Raw genomic sequence first — 15229 nt, 5'->3', positions numbered from 1 at the left:
TGGGGTCGGAGTGGGCTCGTACACTTCGCGGATGGCCTCCCCCACCGACCTGCGCACCTCCGAGGCGCTCCAGGTGCTGCGCCGGGTGTTCGGCTACGACGCGTTCCGGGGCTTCCAGCAGGAGGTCATCGACCACGTCGTGGGCGGCGGCGACGCGCTGGTGCTGATGCCCACCGGGGGCGGCAAGTCACTCTGCTACCAGATCCCGGCGCTGGTCCGGCCCGGGGTCGCGGTCGTGGTCTCCCCGCTGATCGCCCTCATGCAGGACCAGGTCGACGCGTTGACGGCGGTCGGCGTACGCGCCGGTTTCCTCAACTCGACCCTGGACCTCGACGCCCGGCGCCGGGTCGAGGCGGCCTTCGTCGGCGGCGAGCTGGACCTGCTCTACCTGGCGCCGGAGGCGCTCGGCGCCCGCTCCACCGTCCAGCTGCTCGACCGGGGCAAGATCGCCCTGTTCGCGATCGACGAGGCGCACTGCGTCTCCCAGTGGGGCCACGACTTCCGCCCCGACTACCTGGCGCTGAACATGCTGCACGAGCGCTGGCCCGACGTTCCCCGGATCGCGTTGACCGCCACCGCGACCAGCGCCACCCGCGCCGAGATCGCCACCCGGCTCGACCTGACCGACGCCCGGCACTTCGTGGCCGGCTTCGACCGGCCCAACATCCAGTACCGGATCGTCCCCAAGCGGGAGCCGCGCAAGCAGCTGCTGAGCCTGCTGCGCGACGAGCACCCCGGTGACGCGGGCATCGTCTACTGCCTCTCCCGCGCCTCGGTGGAGAAGACCGCCGAGTTCCTGACCGCGAACGGTATTCCCGCGCTGCCCTACCACGCCGGTCTCGACGCGGGCACCCGCGCCGCCCACCAGCAGCGGTTCCTGCGCGAGGACGGCCTGGTCATGGTGGCCACCATCGCCTTCGGCATGGGCATCGACAAACCCGACGTACGTTTCGTCGCGCACCTCGACCTGCCCAAGTCGGTCGAGGGTTACTACCAGGAGACCGGCCGCGCGGGCCGGGACGGCCTGCCGTCCACCGCCTGGCTGGCGTACGGCCTCCAGGACGTCGTCCAGCAGCGCAAGCTGATCGAGACCTCCGACGGCGACCTGGCCCACCGGCGCGGGTTGGCCCGGCACCTGGACGCGATGCTCGCGCTGTGCGAGACGGTCCGCTGCCGCCGGGCGCAGCTGCTCGAATACTTCGGCGACTCACCCGCCGGCGACTGCGGCAACTGCGACACCTGCCTCAACCCGCCGGAGACGTGGGACGGCACGATCGCCGCACAGAAGCTGCTCTCCGCCGTGTACCGGCTGGACCGGGAACGCAACCAGCGTTTCGGGGCGGGGCACAGCATCGACATCCTGCTCGGGCGGAAGACCGAGAAGGTGACCCAGTTCGGTCACGACTCGCTCACCGTCTTCGGCATCGGCGGCGAGCTCAGCGAGGCCGAGTGGCGGGCGGTGGTCCGGCAACTGCTCGCCGAGGGGCTGCTCGCGGTCGAGGGCGACTACGGCACGCTGGCGCTCACCGATGCGAGCGCGGAGGTGCTGGGCCGGCGGCGGACGGTGATGATGCGCCGCGAACCGGAGCGGCCCGCGTCGACCCGGACCGGCCGCGCGAAGGCGGCCACCGCGGCCGCCGAGCTGCCCGCCGCCGCGGCCCCGAGCTTCGAACGGCTCCGCGCCTGGCGCGCGGCCACCGCCAAGGAGCAGGGCGTTCCCGCGTACGTGATCTTCCACGACGCCACGCTGCGACAGATCGCGACCGACGCGCCCACCTCGCTGGCCGAGCTGTCCCGGGTCAGCGGCGTCGGGGAGAACAAGCTCGCCAGGTACGGCGAGCAGATCCTCGGCGTCCTCGCCGACGCCGACTAGTCGGTCGGGGCGGCGCTCGCGTCCTCGGTCGGCGTGGCCCTGCCCTCGGCGGCCCTGACCTGGGCGGCTCTGTCCTCGGCGGCCCTGTCCTCGGCGGCTCTGTCCTCGGCGGCCCTGTCCTCGGCGGCCCTGTCCTCGCGGGCCTTGCTCTCGCCGCCCAGCGCCGCCAGCACCGCCTCGGCCGTCCGCCGGCCCACGCCCGGCACCTCGGTGATCTCTTCCACGGTGGCCGCGGAGAGGCGCTTGAGCGAGCCGAAGTGCCGCAGCAGCGCCTTGCGCCGTACCTCGCCCAGCCCGGGCACCGTGTCGAGCGCCGACGTCGTCATCCGCTTCGAGCGCCGCTGCCGGTGGAAGGTGATGGCGAACCGGTGCGCCTCGTCGCGCACCCGTTGCAGCAGGTAGAGGCCCTCGGAGGTGCGGGGCAGGATGACCGGGAACTCGTCGTCGGGCAGCCACACCTCCTCCAGCCGCTTGGCCAGTCCGCAGAGCGCCACGTCGTCGATGCCCAGCTCCGCGAGGGCCTGCGCCGCCGCCGCGACCTGCGGCGCACCGCCGTCGACCACCACCAGCTGCGGTGGGTACGCGAATCTCCGGGGCCGTCCCGTCGTCGGGTCGACCAGGGCGCCGACCCGCGGCTCCCCGGCGTCGACCTGGCCGGCCGGGGCCTCGGGGTCGTCGGCCGACTCCACCCCCGCCTCACCGGTCTCGGATCGGGAGTCGAGGTAGCGGGCGAAGCGGCGACGCAGCACCTCGGACATCGCGGAGAGGTCGTCGGTGGCGCCCCGGATGATGAACCGGCGGTATTCGCTCTTGCGCGGCAGCCCGTCCTCGAAGACGACCATGCTCGCCACCACGTCGGTGCCCTGGATCTGGGAGATGTCGAAGCACTCGATGCGCAGCGGCGAGGTGCGCATGCCCAGCGCCTCGCTGATCTCGTCGAGCGCCTTGCCGCGGGTGGTCAGGTCGCCGGCGCGCTTGAGCTTGTGTCGGGCGAGCGCGTCCTTGGCGTTGCGCTCCACCGTCTCCATCAGGGCCCGCTTGTCGCCCCGCTGCGGCACGCGCAGGGTCACCCGGCTGCCGCGGTGGGAGGAGAGCCAGTCGGCCAACGCGTCGGCGTCGCCCGGCAGCGCGGGAACGAGCAACTCGCGGGGGACGTCGGTCTCGCCCTGCTCGCCGCCGTAGACCTGCGTGCAGAAGTGGTGCACCAGGTCGCCGGTGGTCAGGTCCTCGGTCTTCTCCACGACCCAGCCGCGCTGGCCACGGACCCGGCCGTCGCGGACGTGGAAGACCTGCACGGCCGCCTCGAGGGGGTCGTCGGCGAACGCGACCACGTCGGCGTCGGTGCCGTCACCGAGCACCACGCTCTGCTTCTCCAGCGCCCGACGCAGCGCCGCGACGTCGTCCCGCAGCCGGGCCGCCCGCTCGAACTCCAACTGCTCGCTGGCCTCGGCCATCTCCCGTTCCAGCTTGCGCACCATGGTGTCGGTGCGGCCGGCCATGAAGTCGCAGAACCCGTCGACGATCTGCCGGTGCTCCTCGGCGGACACGCTGCCCACGCAGGGCGCCGAGCACTTGCCGATGTAGCCGAGCAGACAGGGCCGGCCGACCTGGCCGGCACGCTTGAACACCCCGGCGGAGCAGGTGCGGGCCGGGAAGACCCGCAGCAGCAGATCGAGCGTCTCGCGGATCGCCCAGGCGTGCGAGTAGGGCCCGAAGTAGCGCACGCCCTTGCGCTTGGCGCCGCGCATCACCTGCAGCCGCGGGTATTCCTCGTCGAGGGTCACCGCGAGGTAGGGGTAGGACTTGTCGTCCCGGTAGCGGACGTTGAACCGGGGGTCGTACTGCTTGATCCAGAGGTATTCGAGCTGGAGCGCCTCGACCTCGGTGCCGACGGTGACCCAGTCGACGGACTCGGCGGTGGTCACCATCTGCCGGGTGCGGTCGTGCAGGTTCCACAGGTCGCCGAAGTAGGAGTTGAGCCGGCTGCGCAGGCTCCGCGCCTTGCCGACGTAGATCACCCGGCCGGTGCCGTCGCGGAAGCGGTAGACCCCGGGCGACTCCGGAATGGTGCCGGGCGCGGGACGGTAGGTCGAGGGGTCAGCCACGGCTGCAAGCCTAGTCCGCGGGACCGACAGCGCCCGGTCGCGGCGTACTCGCCCCGGCGACGCCGCGGACGCGTCACCCCGGGGCGCGTGGGCGGCCCCGGGGTGGCGGGAGGTGGTGTCGCCGGGTGCGGGCGCTCGCGCGCCGCCGCGCCGTCCGGCGTCGGTCAGGCGAACGAGATCTGGTCGCCGACGACCTTGACGTTCTTGGCGGGCAGCGGTCGGGTGGCGGGGCCGGCCTTGACCGAGCCGTCCTCGATCGAGAACTTGCTGCCGTGGCAGGTGCAGTTGATCGTGCCGCCGTCGACGTTCGAGACGGGGCAGCGCTGGTGGGTGCAGATCGGGTCGAAGCCCTTGAACTCACCCGGGCTCGGCTGGGTGATCACGACGCCCTCGGCCGCGAGGACCTTGCCGCCGCCGAGCGGGATGTCGGTGGTGGTCGCGAGCGACTGGGACCCCTGCCGGTCACCGCCGCCGGCGTCCCCGGTGCTGGGCACCGTCGGGCCGGGGCTGGTGGTCGACGTGGCGCCGTCACCCGCGTCGTCCGCGCCGCAGGCGGACAGGACGACGGCCGCGCCGACCGCGCCCGCGCCCGCGAGCAGGGCCCGCCGCGTCGGCGTGCCCGGACCGCTGCGCACCTGATCCTCACTCATGCTTGCCCTTTCGTCAGCTGCCGCGGCCCGTCCTGGCGCGGGCCACAATTGTGCACACGCCTCACTCTGCCGGACGGTTCACCCGTACCACGTGGTGATGCCCGGTGGAGACGGAAGAACCGTCGCCACCGGGCGGGTGGTCAGCGCGCCCCGGCGGGAACCTTGCGCGGGGAGCGGGACTTGGCGCCGTTGGCCTTGGCGGCCCGGGAGGTGGCCGCGGCCGCCCCCTTCGCCTCGCCGTCGAGCTTGAGGACCTGACGGAGGAACTGGCCGGTGTGGCTCTCGGCCACCTCGGCGACCTCCTCGGGCGTGCCGGTCGCGAGCACCGTGCCGCCCCGGTGGCCGCCCTCGGGGCCCATGTCGATCAGCCAGTCCGCCGTCTTGATCACGTCGAGGTTGTGCTCGATGGTGATCACCGTGTTGCCCTTGTCGACCAGCCCTTCGAGCACCATCAGCAGCTTGCGGATGTCCTCGAAGTGCAGACCGGTGGTCGGCTCGTCGAGCACGTAGACCGTGCGGCCGGTGGAGCGCTTCTGCAGCTCCGAGGCGAGCTTGACCCGCTGCGCCTCGCCGCCGGAGAGGGTCGGGGCCGGCTGGCCCAGCCGCACGTAGCCCAGGCCGACGTCGACCAGCGTCTTCAGGTGCCGGTGGATCGCGGGAATGGCCGAGAAGAACTCGGCGGCCTCCTCGATCGGCATCTCCAGGACGTCGGAGACGGTCTTGCCTTTGTAGTGCACCTCCAGGGTCTCCCGGTTGTAGCGGGCACCCTTGCAGACCTCGCACGGGACGTACACGTCGGGCAGGAAGTTCATCTCGATCTTGATGGTGCCGTCGCCGGAGCACGCCTCGCAGCGCCCGCCCTTGACGTTGAAGGAGAACCGGCCGGGCCCGTAGCCGCGCACCTTCGCCTCGGTGGTCTCGGCGAACAGCTTGCGGATGTGGTCCCACACCCCGGTGTAGGTGGCCGGGTTCGACCGGGGCGTACGCCCGATCGGCGACTGGTCGACACCGACCACCTTGTCGACGTGCTCCAGCCCGGTGACCCGGGTGTGCCGACCGGGCACCAGCCGGGCACCGTTGATCTGGTTGGCGAGCACGGCGTGCAGGATGTCGTTGACCAGGGTCGACTTGCCCGAGCCGCTGACCCCGGTGACCGCGATGAGCTGGCCGAGCGGGAACGACACGGTCAGGTTGCGCAGGTTGTGCTCACGCGCCCCGTGCACCACCAGCTCCCGGCCCGGCGTCTGCGGCCGGCGCTGCCGCGGCGTCGGGATCGACTTGCGCCCGGACAGGTAGGCCCCCGTCATCGACTCCGGGTTCTCCAGCAGCGCCGGCACCGAGCCGCTGTGCACGATCTTGCCGCCGTGCTCACCGGCGCCCGGGCCGATGTCGACGATCCAGTCGGCGGTGCGGATGGTGTCCTCGTCGTGCTCCACCACGATCAGCGTGTTGCCCAGCCCGCGCAGCCGCACCAGCGTCTCGATCAGGCGGTGGTTGTCGCGCTGGTGCAGACCGATCGACGGCTCGTCGAGCACGTAGAGGACACCGACCAGGCCCGACCCGATCTGGGTGGCCAGCCGGATGCGCTGCGCCTCGCCGCCGGAGAGGGTGCCGGCCGGCCGGTCCAGGGACAGGTAGTCCAGACCGACGTCGAGCAGGAACCGCAGCCGGGCGTTGATCTCCTTGAGGACCCGCTCGGCGATCATCTTCTGCCGGTCGGTCAGCTCGATGCCGCCGAGCAGCTCGGCGCACTCGCCGACCGACAGGTTGCACACCTCGGCGATGCTCTTGCCGGCGAGGGTCACCGCGAGCACCTCCGGCTTGAGCCGGGCGCCGCCGCAGGCCGCGCAGGGCACGTCGCGCATGTAGCCCTCGTACTTCTCGCGCGACCACTCCGACTCGGTGTCGGTGTGCCGGCGCTCGATCCACTGCACCACGCCCTCGAAGCCGGTGTAGTAGGAGCGCTCGCGGCCGTACTTGTTGCGGTAGCGGACGTGCACCTGGTCGTCGGAGCCGTGCAGGATCGTCTTCTGCGCCCGGGACGGCAGCGCCCGCCACGGGGTGTCCAGGTCGAAGTGCTCGGCCTCGCCGAGCGCCTCCAGCAGCCGCAGGAAGTATTCGAGGTTGTGCCCGGTCGACCAGGGCTGGAGGGCGCCCTCGCGCAGGCTGCGCTCCGGGTCGGGGACCACCAGCTCCGGGTCGACCTCCTTCTTCGTGCCCAGGCCGGTGCACTCCGGGCAGGCGCCGTAGGGCGCGTTGAAGGAGAAGACCCGGGGCTCCAGGTCCTCGATGGCGAGCGGGTGGTCGTTGGGGCAGGCCAGGTGCTCGGAGTAGCGCCGCTCCCGGTCGGGGTCGTCCTCGGCCAGGTCGACGAAGTCGAGCAGGACCAGGCCGCCGGAGAGGCCGAGCGCGGCCTCGACCGAGTCGGTCAGCCGCTGCTTGGCGGTGGGCTTGACGGTGAGGCGGTCGATCACCACCTCGATGGTGTGCTTCTCCTGCTTCTTGAGCTTCGGCGGCTCGGTGAGCGGGTGCACCACGCCGTCGACCCGCGCCCGCGCGTAGCCCTTGGCCTGCAGCTCGGCGAAGAGGTCGACGTATTCACCCTTGCGGCCGCGCACCACCGGGGCGAGCACCATGAACCGGGTGCCCTCGGCCATGGCGAGGACCCGGTCGACGATCTGCTGCGGGCTCTGCTTGGAGATCCGCTCGCCGCAGACCGGGCAGTGCGGCTCGCCGACCCGGGCGAAGAGCAGGCGGAGGTAGTCGTAGACCTCGGTGATCGTGCCGACGGTCGACCGCGGGTTGCGCGAGGTCGACTTCTGGTCGATCGAGACGGCCGGGCTGAGGCCCTCGATGAAGTCGACGTCGGGCTTGTCCATCTGACCGAGGAACTGCCGGGCGTACGAGGAGAGCGACTCCACGTAGCGCCGCTGCCCCTCGGCGAAGATCGTGTCGAACGCCAGGCTCGACTTGCCCGACCCGGAGAGCCCGGTGAACACGATGAGGGCGTCCCGGGGCAGGTCGAGACTGACGTCACGCAGGTTGTGCTCGCGCGCGCCACGGATGATCAGTCGGTCGGCCACGGTGCGTGTGCTCCCGGAAGAAGATGAGGCGGATCTGTCCGCTCGGAGGCGGGTCTGTGCGGTTGTGCGGGCGCACGAATGACGCCTCGGCAACTCTAGCCCCGAGGTACGACAATTCTCCGCGCCCGCACATTCCCCCAGCTCAGCCCGGTCGGCCGCCGCCCGTGGCGCCTGCCGGCAGCCGGGATGGCCGACCGGGAACAACCCCCCGGACCGTCGATCCGTGCGGCGGACCGGGCCCGCCCCCGTCGACGCGGTCGCCGGTCAGAATCCGCCCGCCGACGGTGGCCGGGCCGGACGGGTCGACCGCCGGCGGCCACCACGCCAGCCGCCGCGCCGCTCCGCCGCCACCCGGGCCTCCCGGCGCCGACTCTCGTACGCCAGCTCCCGCTGCAACCGCCGCCAGCTCTCCCAGCGCCGGGTGGTCAGCTCACCGGCCTCCAGCGCCTCCCGCACCGCGCACGCCGGTTCCCCGTCATGGGCGCAGTCGGCGTACCGGCAACCGATCGCCAGTTCGGCGATGTCGGCGAAGGCCTGGTCCAGACCGGTCGAGCCGTCGAGCAGGCCCACCGCCCGTACGCCGGGGGTGTCGACGACCGCGCCGCCGCCCGGCACCGGCACCAGGGCCCGCCAGGTGGTGGTGTGCCGGCCCTTGCCGTCCACCCGGCGGATCGCCTGCGTCGGCATGATCAGCGCCCCGGCGAGGGCGTTGACCAGGCTCGACTTGCCCGCGCCGGACGGGCCGAGCAGGCCCAGCGTGCGGCCCGGCGCGACCTCGGCCCGCAGCGGGTCCAGGCCGGTGCCGTGCTCGGCGCTGACCGGCAGCACCGGCACGCCGGGCGCGACCGCCGCGAGTTGACGGGCGAGCGGCCCCGGGTGGTCGGTCAGGTCCGCCTTGGTGAGCACCACCAGCGGGCGGGCGCCGGACTCGTGGACCAGGGAGAGCAGCCGCTCGATGCGGGCGACGTCGGGCTCGGGGTGCACCGGCTCGATCACCGCGGCGGCGTCGAGGTTGGCGGCGAGCACCTGCCCGCTGGCGTCCTTGCCGGCGGTCCGGCGCACCAGCGCGGTCCGCCGGGGCAGCACGGACTCGACGGTGGTCCGCCCGTCGGGCCAGGTGCCGACGAGCACCCAGTCGCCCGCGCAGGGCAGCCGGGTCAGGTCGACGGCGGCGTCGGCCAGCAGCCCGCCGCCGAGGCTGGCGCGGACCGGACCGTCCGCGCAGAGAACGGTGCAGACACCCCGGTCAACCCGGGCCACCCGGCCCGGCCGGTGATCACTGCGACGGCGTACGTGGGCCGCCCACTCGGCGTCCCAGCCGAGGGCGGTCAGATCGATGGTCATGTAATCCTCATCGGTGTCGGAGGTGACGACGGTGGACCACGCGTGCTTCGACCGGCATGAACCCACCTCCTCCCGACGTCCCGGTGCCGCGTACGGTGCTGACGGTAGGGCCGGGGGCGACGCGCCGAAAGCGATTTCCACGGGGACGCCCGGACCGCGGACCGCTAGGGTCGGAACGTGACAACCGATCCCCTGCTGCTGATCGGCGAGGTGGACGACGCGACGTCGCGGCTGCTGCGCACCGCGGCCACCTTCGACGAGGCGGACCTGGCCGCCGCGTCGCTGCTACCGGGCTGGTCCCGCGGCCACGTGCTGGCGCACCTGGCCCGCAACGCGGACGGCTTCGTGAACCTGCTCACCGCCGCCCGCACCGGCGAGGCCCGCCCGATGTACGCCTCACCGGCGGCCCGGTCCGCCGACATCGAGTCCGGTGCCGTCCGGGCGGCGGAGGCGCACCTGGACGACCTGCGCCGCTCGGCCGACCGGTTCGCCGACGCGGTCGGGGCGATGCCGGCCGAGGCGTGGAGCGCGACCGTCGAGACGCCGCGCGGCCCGAAGGTCGCCGCGCTGCTCGTCTGGGGGCGGCTGCGCGAGGTGGAGGTGCACCACCTCGACCTGGCCGCCGGGCACGGGCCGGCGGACTGGCCGGAGGCGTTCGCCCACCGGCTGCTGCACGAGGTGGCGACCGACCTGGTCGACCGTCCCGGCGTACCACCGATGGTGCTGCGCTTCGACGGCAGCCGCCACGAGTTGGTCCTCGGCGGGCGCGACGGCGCCCCGGTCGTGGCCGGCGCCGCCCCCGACCTCGCCGCCTGGCTGATCGGCCGCGACGGCGGCGACCGACTCACCGTCACCCCCACCGGCCCCCTGCCGAACCCACCCGAATGGATGTAGACGACCACATGACCTACAGCGGAGACGTGGCCCCCGGCGGCGCGCCGGCGGTACGCGAGCTTTCCGGGCTCACCGTCAGCAAGCTCTCGGTGGGCCCGATGGACAACAACGCCTACCTGCTGACCTGCCGCTCCACCGGCGACCAGGTGCTCATCGACGCGGCGAACGAGGCGCCCCGGCTGCTGGAGCTGGTCGGCGGCGACGGCCTGGACGCGGTGATCACCACGCACCGGCACATGGACCACTGGGTGGCGCTGGAGGAGGTGGTCGCCAAGACCGGGGCCCGGACGCTGGTGCACGCCGACGACGCGGAGGGGCTGCCCATCCCGGCGGAGACCCTGACGGAGGGCGACACCGTGCCGGTCGGCGACTGCGCGCTGGAGGTCATCCACCTGCGCGGGCACACGCCCGGCTCGATCGCGCTGCTCTACCGTGACCCGGCCGGGACGCCGCACCTGTTCACCGGCGACAGCCTCTTTCCCGGTGGGGTCGGCAACACCGACAAGGATCCGGAGCGGTTCGCCGCGCTGATCGACGACGTCGAGCGGAAGCTGTTCGACCGACTGCCCGACGACACCTGGTTCTACCCGGGCCACGGCAGGGACAGCACCCTCGGCGCGGAGCGGCCGGCGCTGCCGCAGTGGCGGGCGCGCGGCTGGTAGCGGGCGGGCCCGGATCGGAGAGACGTCCCGACCCGGGAAACGGACCGCACCATCCGGGGGAGGCACGGTCCGGCGGCGGTCCCGGTTCAGCGTCGTCCGGCGGCGGTTCCGGTCCGGCCTGGACGGTCAGGCGTCGTCGTCGGGAAGGCCGGCGAGAGCGCCCAGTCGGCGCCGTGTGCCGAGCAGCACCGCGCCCGCCAGCAGCAGCCCGATCGCCATGGTGACCAGCATCGGGCTGCCGGACCCGCCGGGCAGCAGCCCGGCCAGCGACCGGGACGCGGTGCCGAGGACCAGGTAGAGCCCGGCCCAGGCGGCGGCGCCGAGCGCCGCGCAGCCGAGGAAGCGCCGGTACGACATCCGCAGCCCGCCCGCGGCCAGCGGCAGCAGCGCGTTGAACACCGGCAGGAAGGGGGCGACCAGCACCATCCGGCCGCCACCCCGGCGCAGGATGCCCTCGGCGGCGGCCCACCGGGACTCACCGATCCAGCCGCCCACCCGACTGCGCCGCAGGCGGTCGCCGTAACGGCGGCCGGCCGCGAAGCTCAGGGACCAGCCGGCCAGGCAGCCGGTGACGACGGCGACGAAGGTGGCCAGCCCGGTCGCGGGTCGGCCCACCCCCACCGCGGCGAGGATGGCCACGTCGCCGGGGACCAGCACCCCCAGCAGCGGCACGGCGTCGAAGAGCATGACCACCCCGAGCGCCCCCACCAGCAGGGTGAGGGGCAGCTCTCCGACCTGTGCCAGCCAATCCGCCATGCCCGTACGCTATGGCCGCCGCGCCACCGGCCACATCGGGCCGGACCCCCCACCTGACCCCTGACGTCGGCTCGGGGTGGTCCCTGAGCCGGCCGCTCAGGCGGGGCGCAGCACCTGCACCCGGCGGACCGGGGAGTCGACCGACGGTTCGGTGGTGGGTACGGGGTAGGTGGCGATCGAGTCGAGCCGTCCGTGCGGCAGGTGACCCCGGTCGGGGTCGCCGACCAGCACCTCGGCGCCGGCCTCGGCGGCCCGGGTCAGGAAGGGCAGCACCCGGTCGGCGAGTTCCCGGTCGTACAGGACGTCACCGGCGACCAGCAGGTCGGTGCCCAGGTCGGTCGAGTCGAGCAGGTCCCCGCCGGTGGCCGCGACCGTCACCTGGTTGGCGCGGGCGTTGACCGTGACGGCGGCGACCGCGTACGGGTCGATGTCGTTGGCGGTGACCTGCGCGGCGCCGGCGAGCGCGGCGGCGATGGCGACCAGGCCGGAGCCGGCGGCCAGGTCCAGCACCCGGCGTCCGGCGGCGAGTTCGGGGTGGTCGAGCAGGTATCGGGCCAGGGCCTGCCCGCCGGCCCAGACGGACGCCCAGTACGGCGGCGGCAGGGCGTGCCCGGCGGCCGCCTCCATCCGGGCCCACCACACGATCGCGTCCTCGGCCAGGTGCAGCCGCACCTCGGGAACGAAGGGAATGGGCACCAGTCGCAGCCGGTCCAGCCCGCCGCCCGGAGCGTCGATTTCCCGCTCCAGCTGGGTCAGCGCGACGGCTGCGGCATCGTCCACCGTCGCAAGCATGCCCCAGGGTGGAGGCCGACGCCCGGCTTTTACCGGGCCGCACGCAGAGTTCACCCGGTCGCCTGCGGCACTTCGCCCGGCGGATGAGGGTTTGGCCGGTTACTGTCGTGGTGGTACAGGGCGATCATCGGTCGACGACCGGTGGTCACCCGCATTGAACAGGGAGAGACGCATGGCAACCGGCACGGTTAAGTGGTTCAACTCGGAAAAGGGCTTCGGCTTCATCGAGCAGGACGGCGGCGGCCCGGACGTGTTCGTCCACTACTCGGCCATCCAGAGCAGTGGCTACCGGGAGCTCAACGAGGGTCAGAAGGTCGAGTTCGAGGTGACCCAGGGTCAGAAGGGCCCGCAGGCGGACAACGTCCGTCCGATGTGACCTCCGCGCCGGTGGCGGCGACCGGTCGACCGGTCGCCGCCCCAGCGCACCTTGTGCCGGGTCAGGTCGCCGGTGCGGCGGGCAGGTCCCGTCGGCGGCGCAGGGGCCCGATCAGCATGATCAGCGGCGTGGCCGCGAGCCAGCCGGTCATCGCCAGCACCGCGGTCCGGGCACCGTATGCGCTGCCGAGCGCGCCGGCCGCCAGCGCGGCCACGGGGATGGTGCCGTAGTTGAGCAGCTGCATGCTCACGGTCACCCGTCCGAGCAGGTGGTGCGGCGCGTACGTCTGTCGGAAGCTGCCCTTCACGGCCTGGTAGCCGACCAGCCCGATGTTGCTGGCGGCGCCGAAGAGCGTCAGCACCCGCAGGTACGGGTCGCGGGCGACGAACCGGAGCCCGTCGGCGATCTCGTGGCGTAGCGACCGTCCCGGCCCCACCGGCGCCGGCCGAGGTTCCCGGGTGCGGATGCGGGCGAGGCTGACGGCGGAGACGAGGAAGGTCAGCGCGTCCAGCAGCAGGGCGGCGACGGTGCCCACGGCCTGGGCGATCAGGCCGGCGAGGCCCGGCCCGATCACGTAACTGGCGGTCTGGGTGGCCTGCAGTTTGGCGTTGCCCTCCGGCAGATCGGCCGGGCGCAGAACCACCGGCAGGTAGACCTGGTCGGCGGTTTCGAAGAACACCCGGGCCAGCCCGGCGCCCAGCGCCGCCGCGAGCAGGTGCCCGACGGTGAGCACCCCGGCCGCGGCGGTGAGCACCGCCACCTGGAAGGTGGTCGCGTCGAGCACGGCCACCGCCACCAGGGGCAGCGCGACGGTGGTGACGTTGCTGCCGACGCTGCTGACCGTCTGGGCGGTCCACAGCAGCCGGAAGTCGCGGTGTCGCAGCAGGCCGCCGGGCCGTGGGGGCGCCGGGGCGGTGACGAGGCCGGTCACGGCCGGGCCGGGATGCCGTAGGCGAACACGAAGACCGGCTTGCGTTCCCGCCCGTCCTCGGGCACCTCCCGGTCGGCCCATCGGGCCAGCAGGTCGATCATCTCGCGCCCCAGCTCGGCCAGCTCCTCCGGGGTGAGGTGCACCCAGCGGTCGGTGGAGAACGGTCCGTCGTCCCACTCGGCCTGCGTCGCCTCGTCGGTGGCGTGCCAGGCTCGGGCGAGCGAGACGTGCCGATCCAGGTTGAGCGAGGTCGCGGCGTCGGCCACCGCCCGGCCGGCCGGGTCGCTGTCGAAGTCCGAGTTGGACCAGCGCAGCCCGCGGTTGACCAGCTGCCACCACCGCTCGCGGCGGTCGCGGGCGAGGTCCGGCGCCTCGGCGACCAGTTCGGCGCCGGCGAGCACCTTGAGGTGATGGCTCACGTTGGCGGGTGCCTGGCCGGTGCGCTCGGCGAGCTGACCGACCGTCGACGGGCCGTGCACCTTGAGCACGTCCATCAGCCGCCGGCGCAGCGGGTGGGCCATCGCGGCAAGCACCCGCGAGTCGGTCACCTGGCGTACGTCGCGGTTCTCCATGCCGTCAGCCTGTTATCCGCAAGAGCTGTTGCGCAATAGGTATTGCGTAAATAGTGTTGCGGATTCCAGGTCGGGCCGGCGGGATGCCGACCGGAGCGGTCGACGCGCCTTCGGGGCGGGCCACCCCGGGCCGGGGCGGCCCGCCCGCGACTCAGGCGGCCAGGCGACGGGCCAGCTCGTCGGCGACCTGCTTGGCCATCGTCGGTGGGATCGCCGCGGCGATCCGCTCCGGGCTCAGCCCGGCGAGCACGCCCTGAATGATCGACGGCTCGTCGGTGAAGTCCCGGCCCGCGAGGGTGGTGAGGGCCTGCTGGACGCTGGTGAGCTGGGTGGCGAGGCTGGTCAGCGTCGGGTGGCTGACCGGCTTCGCGCCGGGGGCGTCGTCCTTGCCGACGGCCAGGCGCAGGTACGTCTGGCCGATCGGTTCCCGCCCGTCGAGGCGGGAGAGCATGGTCTCCACCCGCTTGAGGCGCTGGTCCTGTTCCGGTGTCATGTCGTCCTCCAAGAGACCGATGGTGGTCAGGTAGCGGCGGAACAGGGGCCGTTGATCCCGCCCCGCCTTGATCGAGTCACGGAAGAAGCTGAAGTGCGTGTGCCACAGGTGCGAGTTGTCTCCCGTGGTGCGGCGACCGAGCCGGTCCCACCGTCGGACGGTTCGGCCGTCCGGGCTGTAGATGACCTCCCGGATGTCGCGGGCGTCCGGGGCGTTCGCGGCGCACTGCGCCACGCACCAGGTGGAGAAGCTGCGCAGGTCGTGGGTGCCGCCGCCGGCCCGCACCTGGAACTGGCCGACGTCGAGCGCCGCCGCGTCCAGGGTCAGGCCGTTGCGGTCCCGTGCCGACTCCACGACCGAGTAGTCGTTGGTCACCACGCGGTCGGAGCCGCAGTGGTAGCCGCCCCGGTGCGCGGGATCGCCGACGATGCCGACCTCCGCGGGTTCCAGGTCCGCGTCACGGGCGGCGTTCTTGTCGACGTTGAGGTGCTCGAGCAACAGGCTGCGTACGGCCATCAGATTCGCCGGAGCCCGGGTCATGATTCCCCCTCTCGAATGGAACGGGGGCCGGGCACGGCGTTACACCGCGTGTGGATGACGAGGCGCTTGCGCAGGCCCGGCCTGCGTGGTGCACGGCGCCGGGCGTTGGCTCAACCATAGCCCGCTTTTGGACAAACGCCCAGGTCAGCGAGTTTCAC

The 15229-nt window shown here is 73.0% G+C and carries 13 protein-coding genes; 4 read left to right on the top strand and 9 right to left on the bottom strand.

Translation table 11 applies throughout. From position 1 onward, the window contains the following. Nucleotides 1–31 precede the first annotated feature (31 nt). A complete protein-coding gene (gene recQ / locus ACIBTV_RS09035) occupies nt 32–1873 on the top strand; it encodes a DNA helicase RecQ (protein WP_396703465.1) in 1842 nt (613 codons plus the stop codon). On the opposite strand, the gene uvrC is transcribed toward recQ, so the two are convergent. From uvrC to rsgA, 4 genes are all read right to left on the bottom strand, one after another. Next, the gene (uvrC, locus tag ACIBTV_RS09030; RefSeq protein ID WP_396703464.1) at nt 1870–3978 is read right to left on the bottom strand and encodes an excinuclease ABC subunit UvrC; all 2109 of its coding nucleotides are present in this window, start codon (nt 3976–3978) and stop codon (nt 1870–1872) included. The genes recQ and uvrC overlap by 4 nt on opposite strands. 164 nt (nt 3979–4142) lie before the next feature. Next, on the bottom strand, nt 4143–4628 hold the full coding sequence (locus ACIBTV_RS09025; protein ID WP_396703463.1) for a Rieske (2Fe-2S) protein: 486 nt from the start codon (nt 4626–4628) through the stop codon (nt 4143–4145). 140 nt (nt 4629–4768) lie between these two features. Further along, nucleotides 4769–7711 (bottom strand): excinuclease ABC subunit UvrA, encoded by a 2943-nt coding sequence (uvrA, locus tag ACIBTV_RS09020; protein ID WP_396703462.1) that lies wholly within the window; start codon nt 7709–7711, stop codon nt 4769–4771. Nucleotides 7712–7975: 264 nt separating this feature from the next. Further along, nucleotides 7976–9055, bottom strand: coding sequence for a ribosome small subunit-dependent GTPase A (gene rsgA, locus ACIBTV_RS09015; protein WP_396703461.1), 1080 nt, complete (start codon nt 9053–9055; stop codon nt 7976–7978). Nucleotides 9056–9232: 177 nt separating this feature from the next. Between rsgA and ACIBTV_RS09010 the strand changes: the two genes are divergently transcribed. Continuing rightward, entirely contained in the window at nt 9233–9949 is a 717-nt protein-coding gene (locus tag ACIBTV_RS09010) for a maleylpyruvate isomerase family mycothiol-dependent enzyme (RefSeq protein ID WP_396703459.1), read from the top strand. Nucleotides 9950–9957: 8 nt separating this feature from the next. Then, nucleotides 9958–10611 (top strand): MBL fold metallo-hydrolase, encoded by a 654-nt coding sequence (locus ACIBTV_RS09005; RefSeq protein WP_396703458.1) that lies wholly within the window; start codon nt 9958–9960, stop codon nt 10609–10611. Nucleotides 10612–10737: 126 nt separating this feature from the next. Here ACIBTV_RS09005 and ACIBTV_RS09000 read toward each other — a convergent pair whose 3' ends face one another. Both ACIBTV_RS09000 and ACIBTV_RS08995 read right to left on the bottom strand, forming a co-directional pair. Further along, nucleotides 10738–11367, bottom strand: a complete 630-nt coding sequence (locus tag ACIBTV_RS09000) for a DedA family protein (RefSeq protein ID WP_396703456.1) — start codon at nt 11365–11367, stop codon at nt 10738–10740. A 96-nt stretch (nt 11368–11463) separates the two neighbouring features. Then, complete coding sequence (locus ACIBTV_RS08995) at nt 11464–12159, bottom strand: class I SAM-dependent methyltransferase (protein ID WP_396703455.1); 696 nt, start codon at nt 12157–12159, stop codon at nt 11464–11466. Between the two features lie 172 nt (nt 12160–12331). On the opposite strand from ACIBTV_RS08995, the gene ACIBTV_RS08990 reads away from it, so the two are divergent. Beyond that, nucleotides 12332–12535 (top strand): cold-shock protein, encoded by a 204-nt coding sequence (locus ACIBTV_RS08990; protein ID WP_013287480.1) that lies wholly within the window; start codon nt 12332–12334, stop codon nt 12533–12535. A 61-nt stretch (nt 12536–12596) separates the two neighbouring features. Here the strand turns inward: ACIBTV_RS08990 and ACIBTV_RS08985 are convergent, their stop codons facing one another. From ACIBTV_RS08985 to ACIBTV_RS08975, 3 genes are all read right to left on the bottom strand, one after another. Then, nucleotides 12597–13466 (bottom strand): MFS transporter, encoded by an 870-nt coding sequence (locus ACIBTV_RS08985; protein WP_396703453.1) that lies wholly within the window; start codon nt 13464–13466, stop codon nt 12597–12599. Next, on the bottom strand, nt 13463–14038 hold the full coding sequence (locus ACIBTV_RS08980) for an ArsR/SmtB family transcription factor (protein ID WP_396703452.1): 576 nt from the start codon (nt 14036–14038) through the stop codon (nt 13463–13465). The genes ACIBTV_RS08985 and ACIBTV_RS08980 overlap by 4 nt, the downstream gene beginning before the upstream one ends. A gap of 151 nt (nt 14039–14189) precedes the next feature. Beyond that, complete coding sequence (locus tag ACIBTV_RS08975; RefSeq protein ID WP_396703451.1) at nt 14190–15071, bottom strand: hypothetical protein; 882 nt, start codon at nt 15069–15071, stop codon at nt 14190–14192. Between the last annotated feature and the right edge of the window lie 158 nt (nt 15072–15229).

Source organism: Micromonospora sp. NPDC049366, assembly GCF_044466625.1.
GTDB lineage: Bacteria > Actinomycetota > Actinomycetes > Mycobacteriales > Micromonosporaceae > Micromonospora.
The sequence above is the reverse complement of the archived record's forward strand: the minus strand, read 5'-3'. Positions and strand labels throughout refer to the sequence as shown.

What these genes read in the sequence shown, in the direction of transcription:
- recQ (WP_396703465.1), top strand. Translation starts at nt 32, where the DNA reads ATGGCCTCCCCCACCGACCTGCGCACCTCCGAGGCGCTCCAGGTGCTG.
- ACIBTV_RS09025 (WP_396703463.1), bottom strand. Translation starts at nt 4,628, where the DNA reads ATGAGTGAGGATCAGGTGCGCAGCGGTCCGGGCACGCCGACGCGGCGG.
- rsgA (WP_396703461.1), bottom strand. Translation starts at nt 9,055, where the DNA reads ATGACCATCGATCTGACCGCCCTCGGCTGGGACGCCGAGTGGGCGGCC.
- ACIBTV_RS09005 (WP_396703458.1), top strand. Translation starts at nt 9,958, where the DNA reads ATGACCTACAGCGGAGACGTGGCCCCCGGCGGCGCGCCGGCGGTACGC.
- ACIBTV_RS09000 (WP_396703456.1), bottom strand. Translation starts at nt 11,367, where the DNA reads ATGGCGGATTGGCTGGCACAGGTCGGAGAGCTGCCCCTCACCCTGCTG.
- ACIBTV_RS08995 (WP_396703455.1), bottom strand. Translation starts at nt 12,159, where the DNA reads ATGCTTGCGACGGTGGACGATGCCGCAGCCGTCGCGCTGACCCAGCTG.
- ACIBTV_RS08990 (WP_013287480.1), top strand. Translation starts at nt 12,332, where the DNA reads ATGGCAACCGGCACGGTTAAGTGGTTCAACTCGGAAAAGGGCTTCGGC.
- ACIBTV_RS08980 (WP_396703452.1), bottom strand. Translation starts at nt 14,038, where the DNA reads ATGGAGAACCGCGACGTACGCCAGGTGACCGACTCGCGGGTGCTTGCC.
- ACIBTV_RS08975 (WP_396703451.1), bottom strand. Translation starts at nt 15,071, where the DNA reads ATGACCCGGGCTCCGGCGAATCTGATGGCCGTACGCAGCCTGTTGCTC.